The sequence below is a fragment of the Streptomyces prunicolor genome, from assembly GCF_045162825.1.
Taxonomy (GTDB): Bacteria; Actinomycetota; Actinomycetes; order Streptomycetales; family Streptomycetaceae; genus Streptomyces; species Streptomyces prunicolor.
The window spans coordinates 1,890,979-1,909,040 of the sequence record NZ_CP108676.1 but is presented as its reverse complement, the minus strand read 5'-3'; the positions used below and the strand labels follow the sequence as shown (position 1 = coordinate 1,909,040).

16 protein-coding genes are annotated in these 18,062 nt (G+C 71.9%); 8 read left to right on the top strand and 8 right to left on the bottom strand.

Annotated features, from left to right (window positions below):
• Positions 1–10 precede the first annotated feature (10 nt).
• Positions 11–2,164, top strand: a complete 2,154-nt coding sequence (locus OG588_RS08500) for a primosomal protein N' (protein ID WP_405946754.1) — start codon at positions 11–13, stop codon at positions 2,162–2,164.
• 457 nt (positions 2,165–2,621) lie between these two features.
• Here the strand turns inward: OG588_RS08500 and OG588_RS08495 are convergent, their stop codons facing one another.
• The gene (locus OG588_RS08495; protein ID WP_405946753.1) at positions 2,622–3,191 is read right to left on the bottom strand and encodes a hypothetical protein; all 570 of its coding nucleotides are present in this window, start codon (positions 3,189–3,191) and stop codon (positions 2,622–2,624) included.
• Positions 3,192–3,476: 285 nt separating this feature from the next.
• Between OG588_RS08495 and fmt the strand changes: the two genes are divergently transcribed.
• Positions 3,477–4,418 carry a methionyl-tRNA formyltransferase gene (fmt, locus tag OG588_RS08490; RefSeq protein ID WP_405946752.1) on the top strand — a complete coding sequence of 314 codons (942 nt, stop codon included), beginning with the start codon at positions 3,477–3,479 and terminating at the stop codon, positions 4,416–4,418.
• Positions 4,419–4,493: 75 nt separating this feature from the next.
• Positions 4,494–5,912 (top strand): transcription antitermination factor NusB, encoded by a 1,419-nt coding sequence (locus OG588_RS08485; RefSeq protein ID WP_366097406.1) that lies wholly within the window; start codon positions 4,494–4,496, stop codon positions 5,910–5,912.
• A gap of 8 nt (positions 5,913–5,920) precedes the next feature.
• Here the strand turns inward: OG588_RS08485 and OG588_RS08480 are convergent, their stop codons facing one another.
• From OG588_RS08480 to OG588_RS08455, 6 genes are all read right to left on the bottom strand, one after another.
• Entirely contained in the window at positions 5,921–7,093 is a 1,173-nt protein-coding gene (locus OG588_RS08480) for a lactate 2-monooxygenase (protein ID WP_405946751.1), read from the bottom strand.
• Positions 7,094–7,244: 151 nt separating this feature from the next.
• The gene (locus OG588_RS08475; RefSeq protein ID WP_405946750.1) at positions 7,245–8,486 is read right to left on the bottom strand and encodes a cytochrome P450; all 1,242 of its coding nucleotides are present in this window, start codon (positions 8,484–8,486) and stop codon (positions 7,245–7,247) included.
• A gap of 97 nt (positions 8,487–8,583) precedes the next feature.
• A complete protein-coding gene (locus OG588_RS08470; RefSeq protein ID WP_405946749.1) occupies positions 8,584–9,099 on the bottom strand; it encodes a type II toxin-antitoxin system RatA family toxin in 516 nt (171 codons plus the stop codon).
• A 64-nt stretch (positions 9,100–9,163) separates the two neighbouring features.
• Positions 9,164–10,336, bottom strand: coding sequence for an acyl-CoA dehydrogenase (locus tag OG588_RS08465; RefSeq protein WP_405946748.1), 1,173 nt, complete (start codon positions 10,334–10,336; stop codon positions 9,164–9,166).
• A 96-nt stretch (positions 10,337–10,432) separates the two neighbouring features.
• Positions 10,433–11,566, bottom strand: coding sequence for an SDR family oxidoreductase (locus tag OG588_RS08460; RefSeq protein WP_405946747.1), 1,134 nt, complete (start codon positions 11,564–11,566; stop codon positions 10,433–10,435).
• 59 nt (positions 11,567–11,625) lie between these two features.
• Entirely contained in the window at positions 11,626–12,792 is a 1,167-nt protein-coding gene (locus OG588_RS08455; protein WP_405946746.1) for an aspartate aminotransferase family protein, read from the bottom strand.
• A gap of 313 nt (positions 12,793–13,105) precedes the next feature.
• Here OG588_RS08455 and rpe point away from each other — a divergent pair, with 313 nt between their 5' ends.
• The 5 genes from rpe to OG588_RS08430 all read left to right on the top strand — a co-directional run bounded on the left by rpe (position 13,106) and on the right by OG588_RS08430 (position 16,356).
• Complete coding sequence (gene rpe, locus OG588_RS08450) at positions 13,106–13,792, top strand: ribulose-phosphate 3-epimerase (RefSeq protein WP_393049284.1); 687 nt, start codon at positions 13,106–13,108, stop codon at positions 13,790–13,792.
• Between the two features lie 78 nt (positions 13,793–13,870).
• Complete coding sequence (locus tag OG588_RS08445; protein WP_405946745.1) at positions 13,871–14,917, top strand: sugar-binding transcriptional regulator; 1,047 nt, start codon at positions 13,871–13,873, stop codon at positions 14,915–14,917.
• Positions 14,918–14,999: 82 nt separating this feature from the next.
• On the top strand, positions 15,000–15,395 hold the full coding sequence (locus OG588_RS08440) for a ribonuclease domain-containing protein (RefSeq protein WP_405946744.1): 396 nt from the start codon (positions 15,000–15,002) through the stop codon (positions 15,393–15,395).
• Entirely contained in the window at positions 15,392–15,709 is a 318-nt protein-coding gene (locus tag OG588_RS08435; protein WP_405946743.1) for a barstar family protein, read from the top strand. Before OG588_RS08440 ends, OG588_RS08435 begins: the two co-directional genes overlap by 4 nt.
• A gap of 35 nt (positions 15,710–15,744) precedes the next feature.
• Entirely contained in the window at positions 15,745–16,356 is a 612-nt protein-coding gene (locus tag OG588_RS08430; protein ID WP_405946742.1) for a hypothetical protein, read from the top strand.
• Between the two features lie 9 nt (positions 16,357–16,365).
• Here the strand turns inward: OG588_RS08430 and OG588_RS08425 are convergent, their stop codons facing one another.
• Positions 16,366–17,943, bottom strand: coding sequence for a hypothetical protein (locus OG588_RS08425; RefSeq protein ID WP_405946741.1), 1,578 nt, complete (start codon positions 17,941–17,943; stop codon positions 16,366–16,368).
• Between the last annotated feature and the right edge of the window lie 119 nt (positions 17,944–18,062).

The following is an 18,062-nucleotide window of genomic DNA, read 5'->3' as shown; positions in this document are numbered from 1 at the left end:
GAATGCAAGGGTGAGCAGCGAGAACGGGGAACGGGGTGGCGGTGCGGAGGGTGCGCCGCCTGAGCAGCTTGCGTTGATTCGGGAGAGTGTGCGGCAGGCGAAGGGGCCGAAGGCGAAGCCGCGGACATGGCGGGGGGCCGCGTTGGCCGGGCGGTTGCCGGTTGCGCGGGTGCTCGTCGACAAAGGGGTGCTGCATCTTGACCGGTACTTCGACTATGCCGTGCCCGAGGAACTTGACGCCGATGCGCAGCCCGGGGTGCGGGTGCGGGTGCGGTTCGGGGCCGGGCGGCATCGGGTGCGGGACGGGCGGCGTGAGGGCGGGGGGCTGATCGACGGGTTTCTTGTCGAGCGGCTGGCCGAGTCGGATTACTCCGGGCCGCTTGCCGCGCTGGCGCAGGTCGTGTCGCCCGAGCCTGTGCTGAGTGAAGAGTTGCTGGGGCTTGCTCGGGCCGTTGCCGATCGGTACGCCGGGAGCCTTGCCGATGTGCTGCAGCTCGCCGTGCCGCCGCGTAGTGCTCGGGCCGAGCAGAAGCCGTCGCCCGCGCCGTTGCCGCCGCCTGCGGTGCCCGAGGCGGGGTCCTGGGGGCGGTACGAGCGGGGGGCCGGGTTCCTGGAGGCGCTCGCGTCGGGGGGTGCGCCCCGGGCCGTGTGGAACGCGTTGCCGGGGCCCGGGTGGAGCGAGGAGATCGCGCGGGCCGTCGCCGCGACGCTCGCCTCGGGGCGCGGGGCGCTCGTCGTCGTACCGGACGGGCGGGCCGCCGGGCGGGTCGATGCCGCGCTGACCGCGCTGCTGGGGGAAGGGCGGCATGCGCTGCTCACCGCCGATGCGGGGCCCGAGAAGCGGTATCGGCAGTGGCTGGCCGTGCGGCGGGGGTCCGTGCGCGCGGTCGTCGGGACGCGGGCCGCGATGTTCGCGCCCGTACAGGATCTGGGGCTTGTCGCGATCTGGGACGACGGGGACGGGAGTCACAGCGAGCCGCACGCGCCGCAGCCGCATGCGCGGGATGTGTTGCTGCTGCGGGCCGCGTTGGACAAGTGCGGGTTTCTGTTGGGGAGTTGGAGTTGCACGGTGGAGGCCGCGCAGCTGGTGGAGAGCGGGTGGGCGCGGCCGTTGGTCGCGTCGCGCGAGCAGGTGCGGGGGGCCGCTCCGCTCGTACGGACCGTGGGGGACGGGGACTTGGCGCGGGACGAGGCGGCTCGGGCCGCGCGGTTGCCGACGCTGGCGTGGCAGGCGGTGCGGGAGGGGCTGAAGCACGGGCCTGTCCTGGTGCAGGTGCCTCGGCGGGGGTATGTGCCGCGGATGGCGTGTGCTCAGTGTCGGGCCGCCGCGCGGTGTCGGCACTGTGCGGGGCCGTTGGAGGGGCAGGACGCGGGTGTGCTGCGGTGCGGGTGGTGCGGGGTCGAGGAGAACTCCTGGCACTGTCCCGAGTGCGGGGGGTTCCGGTTGCGGGCCCAGATCGTGGGGGCGCGGCGGACCGCGGAGGAGTTGGGGCGGGCGTTTCCTGCGGTGCCGGTGCGGACGTCCGGGCGGGAGCAGGTGCTCGACACTGTGCCGGGGACGCCTGCGTTGGTCGTGAGTACGCCGGGGGCCGAGCCGGTTGCCGACGGGGGATATGCGGCGGCGTTGCTGCTGGACGGGTGGGCGATGCTCGGGCGGCCTGATCTGCGGGCCGGGGAGGATGCGTTGCGGCGGTGGATCGCGGCGAGTTCGTTGGTGCGGGCGCAGGGGGGTGGGGGGACTGTGGTTGTGGTTGCGGAACCTACCTTGCGGCCTGTGCAGGCGTTGGTGCGGTGGGATCCCGTCGGTCATGCGGTGCGGGAGCTTGCGGAGCGGGGGGAGTTGGGGTTTCCGCCGGTTTCTCGGATGGCTGCGGTGGCGGGGGTTGCGGGGGCTGTTGCGGAGTTTCTTGCCGCTGTTGAACTGCCGCCGGATGCTGAGGTGTTGGGGCCGGTTGCGATGGTGGTGCCGGTTGCTTCGGCGGGGCGGGCTCGGCGGGTGGGGGATCCGCCTGTCGGGGAGGAGTGGGTGCGGGCGTTGATTCGGGTGCGGCCGGGGAGTGGGGGGGCGTTGGCTGCCGCGTTGAAGGCTGCGCAGGCTGCTCGGATGGCTCGGGGTGGGGGGGATGTGGTGCGGGTGCGTGTTGATCCGCCGGATATTGGGTGAGCCACCTCGGCCTTCGGCCTCGGTTTGTCTCCCACCCGCGCACCGCCCGTTCACCGTCCGTTGAGAGGTGGACGTTTCCCGTGGGGGTTCTCGCCGTCGGCGGCCAGAGGCTGGCGGCTGGCGGGTGGGTGTGTGTCCGCGTGCCTGGAGTTCACCGTCGGTTGAGGAGTGGGCCTTTGGTGTGGAGTTCTCGCCGTCGGCGGCCGACGGTTGTCGGGTGGGCGTGTGCCCCGTGCCCGGCGTCCACCGTCGGTTGAGGAGTGGACCCTTGCCGTGGGGGTTCTCGTCGGCGGCCAGCGGCCAGCGGCCAGCGGCCAGCGGGTGGCTGTGCGCCCGCTTGGTCTGCGTTTGCGGGCGGCCGTGCGTGGGTCCGGGCTGGGGCTGCGGGCGAACTGGGTTTGAACATGCAGCTGCCTCCCGGGTTTTCGCCGGGAGGCAGGCAAGGTTCGGGTGGGGGTCAGCCGTTTCGGGGGCCCGGGAAAGCCGTGGGCCTGGGCTCTTCGCGGAGGGTGGGGCTGCCTGCTGTGGGCTGGGTCGGCATGGAGCGGGCGGCGGGGACCGTCGGGAGCGCGGGGAGCGTGGGGAGTGTGGGCATCGTGGGGAGGCCGGTGTTCACGCCTACCGGGCGGGTCGTCGCCGCCTCCGTCGTGCGCTCGGCGTCGGCCGCGGCCTGGGTGGCGGCGCGGCGGGCGCCGTAGCGGCGGTGGACCGCCTGCTTGGTGACGCCCAGGGCCGAGCCCACCGCGTCCCACGAGAAGCCGAGTGAGCGGTCGAAGTCCACGGCGGCCGTGACCAGGGTCTCGACACTGTCCCGCAGCTCCTGCGCGAGACGGACCGTCGGGGCGGGAGCGCGTCCGTAGACGACGAAGCCCGTGGACGGGCCGGAGCGGCGCGGGCGGTAGACGTTGCCCAGCTGGGCGGTGAGCGTGCGCAGTGCGTCCACCTGCCGGCGGACCCGCTCGATGTCCCGCACCAGCAAGTGCAGGCTGGCCCGAGCCTGGGCGTCGTGGGTTGCGTGGTCGGCCATGAACAAGCCTCTCGAACCGGCGTTGAAAAGGATCGGGCCACGCGAATGCGGCCCAAGGAGGTCAACTCTTTCTTGACCAACGCCTGTGCGCTCCGCTGGTCACGCGAAGGGGGCGTAGGGGCATATGCGTACGCCCCCGCAGAACCGGTGTGCGCTGCGGGCGCCGGGGAGTTGGGGGAGTTGTCGGTGAGTTGACGGGTGTGAGCCGCCGGGCGCGCGTGCCGGGACGCGCCATAGACTGGTGTGCTGCCCGCCCACCTCCGCCCGAGAGGCCCGAACCCTCCCATGAAGCTCGTCTTCGCCGGTACCCCCGAGGTCGCCGTTCCCGCCCTGGACGCCCTGATCGCCTCCGGGCGGCACGAGGTGGCCGCCGTCGTCACGCGGCCCGACGCGCCGGCCGGGCGTGGGCGCAGGCTGGTGGCGAGTCCCGTCGCCGAGCGGGCCGAGGAGGCGGGCATCGAGGTGCTGAAGCCCGTCAAGCCGCGCGACCCGGAGTTCCTGGAGCGGCTGCGGGAGATCGCGCCCGACTGCTGTCCCGTCGTCGCCTACGGCGCCCTGCTGCCCCGCGTCGCCCTCGACATCCCCGCCCACGGCTGGGTCAACCTGCACTTCTCGCTGCTCCCCGCCTGGCGCGGCGCCGCCCCCGTGCAGCACTCGATCATGTCCGGCGACGAGATCACCGGCGCCTCCACCTTCCTGATCGAGGAGGGCCTGGACTCCGGGCCCGTCTACGGCACCGTCACCGAGGAGATCCGCCCCACCGACACCAGCGGCGATCTGCTCACCCGGCTCGCGTTCGCCGGCTCGGGCCTGCTCGCCGCGACCATGGACGGCATCGAGGACGGCACCCTGAAGGCCGTACCGCAGCCGAACGAGGGCATCACCCTCGCCCCGAAGATCAATGTCGAGGACGCGGAGGTGACGTGGGCGGCTCCCGCGCTGCGCGTGGACCGGGTGGTGCGCGGATGCACGCCCGCGCCCGGGGCCTGGACCGTGTTCCGCGGTGAGCGGCTCAAGCTGATTCAGGCGGTGCCCGTGCCGGAGCGGACCGACCTCGCGCCCGGTGCGCTGGCCGTCGGCAAGAACAACGTCTACGTGGGCACCGGTTCGTACGCCGTCGAGCTGCTGTGGGTGCAGGCGCAGGGCAAGAAGCCGATGCGGGCGGCGGACTGGGCGCGCGGGGCGCGGATCGGCGCGGGGGAGGGCCTCGGGACCGTCGGGGCCTGACGGACCGCGCGCGGTCGGGGCGGTGCGACGTAGGCTGGGTCTACATCTCAGCCAGAAATCCGGAGCACCTTTTTCGTGAGCGAGCAGTCCCCGCGACCCCGTAAGCCCGGCAAGCCCTACCGTCGGCCGCAGAAGGACCCCGTCCGTTTCCTCGCCTTCGAGGCGCTGCGGGCCGTGGACGAGCGGGACGCGTATGCCAACCTCGTGCTGCCGCCGCTGCTGAGGAAGGCCCGTGAGAAGGGCGATTTCGACTCCCGGGACGCGGCCCTCGCCACCGAGCTGGTCTACGGCACACTGCGCCGGCAGGGGACGTACGACGCGATCATCGCCTCCTGCGTCGACCGGCCGCTGCGCGAGGTCGACCCGCCGGTGCTGGACGTGCTCAGCCTCGGGGTGCACCAGCTGCTCGGGACGCGGATCCCGAGCCACGCGGCCGTGTCCGCCTCCGTCGAACTCGCCCGGGTCGTGCTCGGCGACGGACGGGCCAAGTTCGTCAACGCCGTGCTGCGCAAGGTCGCGCGCGACGACCTCGACACCTGGATCGAGCGGGTCGCGCCGCCCTACGACGACGACCCCGAGGACAACCTCGCGATCGTGCACTCGCACCCGCGCTGGGTCGTCTCCGCGCTGTGGGACTCGCTCGGCGGCGGACGCGCCGGTATCGAGAGCCTGTTGGCGGCCGACAACGAACGGCCCGAGGTGACCCTGGTCGCCCGGCCCGGCCGGTCCACCACCGAGGAACTGCTCCGCGAGGAGGCCGCGCTGCCGGGGCGCTGGTCGCCGTACGCCGTGCGGCTCAGTGAGGGCGGCGAGCCCGGGGCCGTAGAAGCCGTGAAGGAGGGCCGGGCGGGGGTGCAGGACGAGGGCAGTCAGCTGGTCGCGCTCGCGCTCGCCAACGCGCCCCTCGACGGGCCGGACGAGAAGTGGCTCGACGGGTGCGCGGGCCCCGGCGGCAAGGCCGCCCTCCTCGCCGCCGTGGCCGCCGAGCGCGGGGCGATGCTCCTCGCCTCCGAGAAGCAGCCGAAACGTGCGGGCCTGGTGGCGAAGGCGCTCGCCGGGAACCCCGGGCCGTACCAGGTCATCACCGCCGACGGGACCCGGCCGCCGTGGCGTCCCGGCAGCTTCGACCGCGTCCTGATGGACGTGCCGTGCACGGGGCTCGGCGCCCTGCGTCGGCGGCCCGAGGCCCGTTGGCGGCGCCGACCCGAGGACCTCGAAGGATTCGCGCCCCTCCAGCGCGACCTGCTGAGCACCGCGCTCGAATCCGTGCGGGTCGGCGGTGTCGTCGGCTACGCGACCTGCTCACCGCACCTCGCCGAGACCCGGGCCGTCGTGGACGACATCCTCAAGCAGTACCCGCAGACCGAACTGATCGACGCCCGCCCGCTCCTCCCGGACGTCCCGGAACTCGGCGCGGGTCCCGACGTACAGCTGTGGCCGCATCTGCACGGGACCGACGCGATGTACCTGGCGCTCATCCGCCGGACCGGCTGAGGGGTCTGTCATACGACGCGCTGGAGGGCCTCCCGCGTGAGGTCGGGCAGCGTCGGGTAGCCGTCCACCGCCATGATCAGGTCGGCTTCCGCGAGGAGTGAGCGGAGGACGTGGACGATGCCGTCCGTGCCGCCGAGGGCGAGGCCGTAGGCGTACGGGCGGCCGATCCCTACGGCCGTGGCGCCCAGGGCGACGGCCTTGACGATGTCGGCGCCGCTGCGGATGCCGGAGTCGAACAGGACCGGGAGGCCGTCCGCCGCCTCGACCACGGCGGGCAGCGCGTCCAGGGCGGGGAGGCCGCCGTTGGCCTGGCGGCCGCCGTGGTTGGAGCAGTAGACGCCGTCCACGCCTCCGTCCTTCGCGCGGCGTACGTCCTCGGGGTGGCAGATGCCCTTCACGATCAGCGGGAGGTCGGTGAGGGACCGTAGCCAGGGGAGGTCGTCCCAGGTGAGAGGGTTGCCGAAGAGCTGGGTCCAGAGCAGGACCGCGGACTGCGGGTCCTCCTCCGGGGTGCGGGCGAGGCGGGCGCGGAAGACCGGGTCGCTGGTGTAGTTGGCGAGGCAATGGCCGCGCAGCTGGGGGAAGTTGGCGGTCGACAGGTCGCGGGGGCGCCAGCCGGTGACCCAGGTGTCCAGGGTGACCACGATGCCCTTGTAGCCGGCCTGTTCGGCGCGGTGGACGAGGCTCGCGGCGAGGTCGCGGTCGGTGGGCGTGTAGAGCTGGAAGAGGCCCGGGGTGTCCCCGAACTCGCCCGCGACCTCCTCCAGCGGGTCGACCGTGAGCGTGGAGGCGACCATCGGAACTCCGGTGCGCGCGGCGGCTCTTGCGGTCCCCAGGTCGCCGTGGCCGTCCTGCGCGCACAGGCCGATGACGCCGATCGGTGCCATGAAGACGGGAGAGGGCAGTTTCATCCCGAACAGGTCTACGGACAGGTCGCGTTCGGCCGCGCCGACGAACATGCGGGGGACCAGGCCCCAGTGGTCGAAGGCGGTGACGTTGGCCCGCTGGGTGCGTTCGTCGCCCGCGCCGCCCGCGACGTACGACCACACGGAGGGCGGCAGCGCGGAGCTCGCCCGGTCCTCCAACTCCGCGAAGGCCATGGGGTAGGACGGCACGATGCCGCCGAGCCCGTTCAGATAGATCTCGTTCTGGTAGGAGCCGAACGGCTGTCCCAAGCCCATGCCATCTCCCTCTGCGCTGAGGTGCCCTGCCCGCTGCTGAAGGCCGGTGAAGTGCAGGATTCTCGCACCTCGGGTCGGGCATCGCCGAGCCGGGCGGTCTGAGGGAGGTGGGCGCCGTTGTGCCGACTCCGACGACTCCGACGACTCCGGGTCAGGCGGGGGGAGTTGTGGGCGCGAGCCGGACGGGCAGTGCCCGCCAGCCCTGGGCGATGAACGAGGGGACCTGTTCCAGGTCGTCGTCCTCCACGGCCAGGGAGATGCCCGGGAAGCGAGCGAAGAGCGCGGGCAGCGCGGCGAGCGTCTCCATGCGGGCCAGCGGGGCGCCGACGCAGCGGTGCACCCCGATGCCCAGGGCGAGATGCCCGTCCGCGTTCCTGGTCACGTCGAACAGGTGGGCGTCGGGGCCGAAGCGCTCCGGGTCGTGGCCCGCCGCGGCGATGGTCGTGAGGATGGCCTCCCCGGCGCGGATCGTCGTGCCGTCGGGGGTCGTGATGTCGGAAACCGCGTAACGCAACGGCACGTTGGCGATCGACGGGGCCCAGCGCAGCGTCTCCTGGATCACCTGGTCCCAGGTCAACTGCCCGGCCAGCACCCGCTTCAGCTGGTCGGGGTGGCGGAGCAGGGCGTGGACGGCGTTGCCGATCAGGTTGACGGTCGTCTCGAAACCGGCGCCGATGACGAGGAGAAGGGTGTGGATCAGCTCCTCCTCGGAGAGCCGGTCACCCTGGTCGCGGACCGTGATCAGCTCGGTGGTCAGGTCGTCGCCGGGGTGCTCGCTCTTCTCCGCTATCAGCGCCGGGAGCACGGTCACGATCTGTTCGAGGACGTCCGCGGCCTGCTCCGGGGTACCGGTGGTGTCCATGATCCCCTCGATGAGCCGCGCGACCGCGTCCCGCATCCGCTCCGGCACACCGAACAGGTCGCAGATCATCCGCATCGGCAGCGGATGCGCGAACTCCGCCCGCAGATCGACGACTTGGCCCGCCGGGATCTCCGCCATCGCGTCCAGCAGACCCGCGGTGATCTCCCGCACCCGCGGCAGCATGGCCTCGGTGCGGTGCCGGGTGAAACTCGGGGCCACCAGCTTCCGCAGGCGGGTGTGGTCCTCGCCGTAGGAACTGAGCATGTTGACGATGCTGGTCCAGCTGTAGAGCCAGGCCCAGCCCGGTTCGCCGGCGACCTTGTCGTACAGGGCCCAGTGGCGGCGGGCGTCCCGGCTGACGCGGGGGTCGAGCATCAGCGACTTCAGGAGGTCGTACCGGGTGACGGCCCAGGCGGGGACACCGCCGGGGAGTTCCACGGGGACGAGGGTGCCGAGTGCGCGCAGCCGGGCGGCTTCTTCGGGGACGGCCCTGCCGAAGGGGTCGAGCACGACGGTTCGGCGCTTGTCCACGGAGCTCTCCTTGAGGTTGGCGGGGATAGGCAAGTAGGCGTGCCGATATGGCAGTTGGAGGCGGAGTGGGCGTACGGCTGCCGGACCTCGCCGACGCTCACCGCATTGCGGCGGCCGTGTCGCGTCGGCTGCCGGTGAGCCGTATGTCGTCGCCCAGCAGGCCGCGCAGGATGAGGCCCATGCTCTCGTCCAGGGCCCGCATCGCGACCGGGTTGATGATCGGTTCCAGGCTGGGGATGCCCAGGTCGAACTCGCACGTGAACAGGACGCTCACCTCCGTGCCGGCCTGGGTGATGTCCCACGTGCCCGCGAAACTCGCGAAGTCGCCGGTGAGCTGGTCGAAGGTGATGCGCCGGGCGACGGGATCCATGACGTCCCGTTCGGTCCACCGGAGTAGACCGCTGCGGAAGTGCACCTCCCAGGCGGACTCCACGGTGTCGGTCCGGTTGGTCCCGTCGGTCCCCTCGGTCCGGTCGGTTCCGTCGGGCGTCACGGTGACGGACCGGACCGTGTCCGTGTAGTCGGTGTACCGCTCGTAGTCCTGGACCCGGTCGAAGACATGGGTGGCGTCTCCGTCCGGGACGATCGCTTCGATCCGTACGTGGCAGGTCATCTGGGCTTCTCCGTAAGGGTGTTGGACTGTCCGGGAGGCGAGGATCGGGTAGCGGAGGGCGTGCTCAGCCGAGCACCAGCGGACCGCCCGCGAAGGCCGCGCACATGCCCTCCGCGGCCCATCTGCGCGACGGCGGATGGAACTTCAGGGCCGCCGTGCACGCCGCGAGATACGCGGTGTCGTCGGTGGAGACGTATGCCATGCCGCCCAGCGCCTCCAGGCACCGGGGCACGACCCGGTCGATGGTGTCCTGCGTCGAGAAGCGGCAGACCAGTGCGCGGAGCAGGTCGTCCTGGCCGAGCGGCCTGCCCGTGTCCATCACGGCCGCCGCACCCCGGATGCCGCCCATCGCCGACTCCAACTCGACCAGGATCGCGGCCCGTTCGGCGGCGCTCGCCCGCTTCGCCAGCAGCACCCGCTCGGCCAGCGTGCTGGCCATCCCCAGGTACGACGCGGCCATCAGCAGCTCGAACCACACGAAGCCCACGGTCTGGACCGGGTCCAGCGTGCGGTCCTCGCCGAGCCCGGTGCGGACCACGAGATCCGGCGGGACGTGGACGTCGTGCAGCCGGACCTCGTCGCTCTCCGCGCCGGCCAGGACGAAGCTGCCCCAGAACGGGTGCACGGAGACGCCGGGTGTGGCCGCCGGGACCACCGCCACGGCGAGTTCCGGGCCCTGCCCGTCGTCGAGTGTCACCGATACGCTCAGCAGGTCCATCGAGGCCGACAGACTGCACGGTTTCTTGGCGCCGTTGAGGACCACGTCGTCGCCGTCCTGGTGCGCCTTGATGGAGGAGTCGAGGATCGACTGTCCCGACCGGCCCTCGGCGAACCCCGAGGCGACCAGCAGCCGTTGGTCGGCGACGGCCTCCAGCAACATCCACTCCATGCCGTGGGCGACCTCGTACGCCTGGACCAGCCCGGCCACCGACAGGTGGTGCATGGTGGTCGCCACCGCCAGCGAGGGGCTGCGCGCCCCGATCGCACGCTGCAACGACACGGCGTCCTCGGCGCCGATCCCGAGACCGCGGTGCTCCGTCGGCACGAGCAGCGCGGGGCCGCCCGCGGCCTTGAACAGGGGGAGCGCGGGTCCCCCCGGGCGCTCCCGTTCGCGTTGCGGCAGTTCGGCGAGCCGCTCGTCCAGCCCGGGCAGGAACCGGTCCAGCACCGCGCGTTCGGGTTCAAGAAAGTACATCGCCGTCTCCTCCTCGATCTGCGGGATTGCTACGGGAGCCACGGGGGACCGCTGGTGTCTTCGGCCGGGCGCCCGTGCCGACCGTGGGTGTACTCGGCCGGGCTCCCATACCGACCGTGGGTGTACTCGGCCGGGTGCTCACGCCGACGCCCGGGCGCCGAGCCGGTCGGTGATCAGGCGTCGCACCGACGCCCGCCAGGCGTCCTCGTTGGCCTGCACTCCGGCCGCGGCCCCGATACCGGGTACGCCCGCGAGCGAACTGGGCAGCGGCTTCTCGTTGAAGAGGACGGACGACATGTCCAGCAGCCGGTCCAACCGGGTCTGCGCCCACTCGGGCACCACGTCGAAGAACGCCGGGCGGACCAGCCGTTCGACGACATCGGGCGCCAGTACCCGGAGTGGTCGGACCGCGATGCCCGCGTCGGCCGCCTCCTCGACGATCACCTGGACCAACCGCTCGCAGGTCAGCGCGTGGGCTCCGCCGCTGAGCCAGTGCTCGGCGGGGTGTGCGCCGTCGTCCAGCAGGGACACGATCGCGCGGGCCACCACGTCCTGCGGTACGAAGTCGACGTAGCTCGCGGGGGCGCTCGGCACGAAGGGCAGGCGGTTGCGGAGCACCTGCTGGGCGAAGATGTGCAGCCCCTGCGGTTCGGCGATCTCCCCGGTGACGGAGTCGCCGATGATGATCGACGGGCGTACGACGGTCACCTTGCCGCCGGCTGCCGCGACCGCCTCCTCGCCGGCCGTCTTGGAGGCCACGTAGTCCGCGGGGCTGTTCCCGGCCCGCTCGGCGCGGTTGCCGCCGGCGGCCAGGATCTCCCGGTAGCGGGCCACGTACGCGGTGCTGACGTGGATCATCGGGACACCGGCGTCGGCCGCGAACCGGGCGACCCGCCCGGCCCCTTCGACGTTCACCTCGTGCATCGAGGCACGGCCGGAACCGAAGGCGACCATGCCGGCGGCGTGCACCACCGCGTCCGTACGTGCGCACAGTCGCCGGTAGGAGGCGGCGTCCAGGCCCAGTCGGGGCCGGGTGACGTCGCCGGCCAGGATCTCGGCGCCGGAGGAGAGGGGCCTGCGGTGCGTCAACGCGATCACGTGGTGGTGGCGCTGACGCAGATACGGCAGCAGGGCGGTGCCGAGGACGCCGCTGGCGCCGGTGAGTAACACGGTCTGGGGGCGTGCCGGGCGTGCCGGGTGCGGTGGTTCGGTCGGGTTGCGCGAACTCGCCGTAATCTCAAGGTTTTTGGGGTTCTCGGGATGTGTAGGCATGTGGTCAGCCTTTCGGGAGCCTCGTGGTCGTGTGCGGGCCGCAGGGTCGGTTCGCCGGGTCAGGTGAGGGACTTGGCCATCGCGGTCAGGGCACCCTCGACGGCCTCCAGCAGCCGGGCCTCCTGCGCCGGCGAGAGCACGGAGGGCGGGGTCAGCCGGACGACCGGATGGGCGTTGAGGGAGTGGTTGACCACCACCCCGCGGTCGACCATCTCCAGCAGGAACTCGCCCGCCGCCCCCGCGTCCACCAGCTCGATCCCGATCAACAGCCCGGCGCCGCGGACCTCACGGACCAGGCCGGGCGCGCGGTCGGCGGCGACGGCCCGGAGCGCGGGAAGGAGCCGGGCGCCGATGGCCGCGGCGCGTTCGACCAGCCCCTCGTCCCGGATGACCCCGACGGTCGCGCTGACGGCGGCCATGGCGATCGGCGCGCCGGAGTAGGTGGAGGTGTGCAGGAAGGGGTCGCTGTCGAACGGCTCGAAGGCCTCCTGGGTCGCGAGCGTGGCCGCCACCGGCATCACCCCACCCGAGAGCGCCTTGCCCGTCACGAGCACGTCAGGCCGTACGCCCTCGGAGACACAGCCCCACCAGGAGCCGAGCCGACCCAGCCCGGTCATCACCTCGTCGACCACCAGGAAGGCACGGTGTTCCCGGCACAGCGCGGCGACCGCCCCCAGATATCCGGACGGCGGCACGATCACACCGGCCTCGCTCTGCACCGGCTCCACGACCACACAGGCGTCCGCGCCGCCGTCGCCCAGCACGGCAGCCAGCGCGTCGGTGTCGCCGAACGGCACGTGCTGGACGTCCGGCAGCAGGGGCCGGAACGGATCCTGGTAAAGCGCCTTGGCGGTCAGGGACAGCGCGCCGAGGGTCTTGCCGTGATAGCCGTCCCGCATCGAGATCAACCGCCGCCTGCCGTGCGCGCGGGCGAGCTTCACGGCGGCTTCGACGGCCTCGGTCCCCGAGCCGGAGAAGTGCACCCGGTCCAGGCCGGCCGGAGCGATCCCGGTGAGGGCTTCGGCGGCGAGCCCCGAGACCGGGTCCAGGAACAGCCGCGTGGACAACGCCAGCCGCTCCGCCTGCCGCCGCACCGCAGCGACGACCCGCGGATGCCCGGCCCCGACGAAGAACACGCCGTAGCCACCGCAGTTGAGGTAGTTCGTGCCGTCGGTGGAGGTGATCTCGGCGCCGCGTGCGGACTCCTCCACAATGTTCCCGAACATCGCAGCCAGCCGCCCGCGCCCGGAGCTGAGATGCCGTGCGTGCAGCGCAACCAACTCTGTCTCTGTCCGACTCACTGCGCATTCCCCCGTGGTCACGTGTGACGTGCCGCCGAGCATGGGCTCCGCCAAGACACCGAGTCACGCCCTGGTCCACTGACCGGAACGGCACTGTTTCCACCCGGTCCAGAACAGCGCCCCTGAAAGGGGCGCGGGGAACTGCGCGCCCAGCCACAGCGAACCGGCACCCAAAAACGAACCGCATCCCAACCGGACCGATGCGGCCAACCCCCGGAGGGCATGGCAGGCTTGGGGCATGGCCGTCCAGATCAACCCCAGCATCCTGTCCGCAGACTTCGCCCGCCTCGCCGAGGAGGCGAAGGCGGTGGAGGGAGCCGATTGGCTCCACGTCGACGTCATGGACAACCACTTCGTCCCGAACCTCACGCTCGGCGTACCGGTCGTAGAGTCGCTGGCCCGGGCGACGGACACCCCCCTGGACTGCCATCTGATGATCGAGGACGCCGATCGCTGGGCGCCGCAGTACGTCGAGGCGGGTGCCTCCTCCGTCACCTTCCACGTCGAGGCGGCGGGTGCGCCGGTACGGCTCGCCCGCGAGATCCGGGCCAAGGGAGCGCGCGCGTCCATGGCGCTGAAGCCCGCGACGCCGATCGAGCCGTACGAGGATCTCCTCCCCGAACTCGACATGCTGCTGATCATGACCGTGGAGCCGGGCTTCGGTGGCCAGTCGTTCCTCGACATCATGCTGCCGAAGATCCGCCGCACCCGTGAGCTGATCAAGAAGCACGGACTGGAGCTGTGGCTGCAGGTCGACGGGGGAGTTTCGGCCTCGACGATCGAGCGCTGCGCGGACGCGGGCGCGGACGTGTTCGTCGCCGGTTCGGCGGTGTACGGGGCATCCGACCCGGCCGCGGCAGTACGTGCATTGCGCACACAGGCGGAGGGGGCCATCGGCAAGGCATCCTGGGCGTGCGACCACTGAGCGGCAGGTATGTGAACGGCGGCCATCAAGGCTGATCAAGTACGCCGGATCTGCGAGGATGAACGGCGAACCCAGAGTGTGAACAGCAGTGAGGAGAACGCCGTGTCGGGTATGTCGGCGGGCCGGTCAGCCATGCGGATGGGACCCGCAGAGCTGGTGCAGGCGGCGGCCATGGCCCGCCGCTTCTACCTCGAGGGCAAGTCCAAGATCCAGATCGCGGAGGAGTTCGGCGTCAGCCGCTTCAAGGTGGCCCGGGTCCTGGAGACCGCTCTCGAACGGGATCTCGTACGGATCGAGATCCGAGTACCGGCCGAACTGGACGCGGAGCGCTCGGACGCGCTGCGTGCCCGGTACGGCCTGAGGCATGCCGTCGTGGTCGAGTCCCCGGCCGAGGTCAGCGAGGAGTCGCCCGACCCCGAGAACCTCGGGGAGGTCGCGGCCGACCTGCTCGGCGAGCTGGTCAACGAGGGCGATGTGCTCGGCCTGGCCTGGGGCCGGTCCACCATCCACATGGCGGCGGCGCTCGACCGGCTGCCGCCCTGCACGGTGGTCCAGCTGACGGGCGTGTACGACGCCGGGACCGCGGAGCGCGGCTCGGTCGAGGCCGTACGGCGGGCCGCGCAGGTGTCGGGCGGCGACGCCCATCCCATCTACGCGCCGATGCTGCTGCCGGACGCGGCCACCGCAGAAGCGTTGCGCCACCAGACGGGGATCGCCCGGGCCTTCGAGTACTTCGACAAGGTCACGGTCGCCTGTGTCTCCATCGGCTCCTGGGAGCCGGGCATCTCGACGGTCTACGACATGCTCAGCGACGAGGAGCGGGCGCACTACTCGTCCTTCGGCGTCGCCGCCGAGACGTCCGCGCACCTCTTCGACGCCGAGGGCCGCCGGGTCGGCCGGGACCTGGGCGAGCGGTGCATCACCGTCAAGGCGGACCAGTTGCGCCGTATCCCCGAGGTCGTCGCGATCGCGGGCGGGCAGCGGAAGGCGGCGGCGATCGACGCGGTGCTGCGGTCCGGTCTGGTCACCAGCCTGGTGACGGACACCGCGGCGGCGGATTATCTGATGACGGCCGGTTCGCCGCCGAAGTCGGCGCTCAGCCGGACGGACCCCGACGGGATCTGAACCGACATCCACGGGATCTGAACCGACACCGACGGGTCCTGACAACGGGTCGTACGGGGACGGCCGTGGCAGCATCAAGCGCATGCTGCTGCGGTTCGTCCCCCGAGTGTTTCTCGCCGGCCGGGTGCTTCTCGTCTGTCTGGCCGTACTGCTGCCGGTCGGCTGTTCCGCTACGGCGACCAGCGGCACCACAGCCATCGACTCGACCAGCGTCAAACTCTCCCAACTCCCCGCCGAGGCACGGCAGACCGTCGCTCTCATCGACAAGGGCGGCCCCTTCCCGTACGCCAAGGACGGGGTCGTCTTCGGGAACTACGAGAAGCTGCTGCCCCAGCAAAAGCGCGGCTACTACCACGAATACACCGTCAGGACGCCGGGCTCGCGCGACCGCGGGGCCCGGCGCATTGTCACCGGGCAGGACGGCGAGATCTACTACACCGATGATCACTACAAGTCGTTCAGGACGGTACTGAGATGACACAGCTCGCGGTCACACTGGACCTCGACGGGGTCACGGACAAGGCCGGCCTGATGGACCGCTGCGCCCGTGCGCTGTCCCTGCCCGACTGGTTCGGCCGCAACTGGGACGCGCTCGCCGACAGCCTCGGCGACCACACGGTGTGGCCCGAGGGCGCGGTGGAACAGGGGTTGCTGATCGTCGTACGGAACTGGCAGCCGTACGCCAAGGCGCGGCCGGACGAGTGGGAGACCGCGGTCGACGTCTTCGGTGACGCGGTCGACCGCACGCCGGAGCTTTCGGTCGTGCTCGCGCTGGGTGGAACCAAGCTCTAGCCCGATTGTCCGAGGCGGCTGGCAGAGTGTTCGGTATGGAGCAACAGGAGCAGCGCACGTCGGTTCGTCTCGTGGTCGTGGACCCGGACCTCGAAGCGCAGTGCGACCGGGTGGAAGAGCACTTGCTGGCGCCCCTGGCCGAGTCCGTGGGCGGAGCGAGCGGGCACGCGCTGTTCGCGGACGGGCCCGCCGTCTTCACGCGGGTGCGGGAGACGCTGACCGACGCGGTGGCGCGAGGGCCCAAGGTGTGGTCGCCGAACGGCCGTTGGGAACACGAGGGCCTGCGCATCGTCGAACTGCCCGCGGGGGACACGGACTTGCTGTACGCGCTGCTGCGCGAGCTGTCCGGGCTGCTCGTGGCACCGCCGGACCTGCCCGACCCCTCGGGTGTCGTGGCCACCGTCCGGGGCACCGTCCTCACGCCCGAGAAGACCGCCGTCGGCCTGGTCGGCGCGCTGGCCCGGGTGCTGTCCCTGGTGGACCTCACCCCCGACGCCGACACGGCCACGCTCTTCGCGGCGATCGAGGCGGGCGGCGGCGAGGACGTGAGACTCAGTTACGCGCAGGACGAGGCGTGGCAGCGCCTCGCCCACCGGCTCACGATGCTGTTGACCGAGTCGGCTCCGCTGCACCGGTTCCTGTACTGATCCCTCGTTCTAGTGCGAACGCCTGCGGCGGCGGTGGACGACGAGGGCGGCGGCGCCCAGCAGGACAGCACCGGTCGCCCCGGCGGCGATGAGTGCCGTGCGGTCCGCGCCGGTATCGGCCGTGGTGTCGTCGGGCGGTGCCGTCGACGTGCTGAAGGTGAAGGTGACGTGGTCGTCGGCGGAGTTCGGGTCGTGAAGGGCGATGCCGGCCGGGCCGGGGCGCACGGTCGCCGAGCCCTTGGCGCCGTCGTAGCTCTTGTCCGGCTTCACCGACAACCGGGACTCCACGTTCTTGCCGGCCCCGATACCGAACGGCACGACGCACACGTAGTGCCGGTGGCCCGCCTCGAAAGGTGCCGTCGCGGTGTCGCTGACCCAGCGGAAGCAGGGGCCGTACGCGCTGTCCTCGGACTCCGCGTGCTCGTAGTCGGTCGCGACCGTGTGCCGGGGCAGGACCACGTCGACCTCGGCGACGTATGCGTTGTCGGCCTCGTTGCCGGTCGCGTACACGGCGGCCGGGCCGTGGTTGACGACGGTGAGGTTCAGCGTCCATCCGTCCGCACCGGCGGCGGGCTTCGCCGTGGCCGTGGCCGCCAGATCCGCGGAGTTGTCGGCGAGGACGCCGACGCGGCCCGTGGCGCCGCTCTCGAAGCCCTCTCCCGTTCCGGACGCGGGCACCAGGGTGAGCGCCGGGCCGGTGCCCGGTTCGAGTTCGGCGTCGGGTCGGTCCTCGGGTCGTGCGCCGGGCTGGAGCAGCTCGGCCGTGTAGTTGATCTCGCCGGTCAGGACGTGCGCGTCGATCGCGGCGGTCAGCGGGCTGCTCAGCTCGACGGTGGCGCCCGCGGCCACGGGGGCCGGGAAGACGCAGGTGACGGAGGTCGGGCTGTCGGGTGCGGCGAGGTCGGTGCCGGTGCTGTAACCGCAGTTGGAGAACTTCCGGTCGAAGACCAGACCTCCCGCCCCCACCCAGTGCACCGCGATGCGCCGGTCGGTGGCCCGGTCCCCGGTGTTGCGGAGCCGGAGCGGCACGTCGATCCGGGAGCCGATCCTGGCGTGGGTCACCTCCGGCACCTTGCCGACGACCAGGTCGGGGACGCCGACGACCACCTTCACCCGCGCCGTGCCGGGGGCTCCGTGGCCGGCGGAGGCGGTGTACTTCATCGTGCCGGTGGCGCCGCGGGCGGCGTCCGGGTCCGCCCGCACGGTGAAGTCCAGGTTCGTCAGCTGGGAGGTGTTCTGGTTGGCGCAGGAGAAGACCTGCCCGTGGGCGGTGCACCTCGGGTCGACGACCGCGATGCGCGCGACGCCCGCGAGGCCCCGGGCATCGATGACGAGCGTCTGCTCCGCGGGCGCGGGAAGGTTCACCGAGGGGTCCGAGTAGTTCCAGATCACGTGGACCGACTGCGCGGCCGAGCCCACGTCGAGCTGCTTGTCCGCCTGGATCGTCGTGTGGGCCTTCGCGGGAACCGTCGTGGGAACCTTCGTGGGAAGGCGAGACGGATCAGCGGCCACGGCGGCCGGGCCGGACGCCAGGGCGAGCACCACGGCGGCGAGCGCCGCCCCGAACATCATGCGCTGGGAAGCCATGCCCGTTCGATGCGCGAGCTGCCCCGAAGGTTGCCCGCGCACGCATCCGGGACGCTCTCCTGGGCATTCCTCCAAGGGGCCGTCGACCTGCCTGGACGATGATCCGAGGCATGGCATTA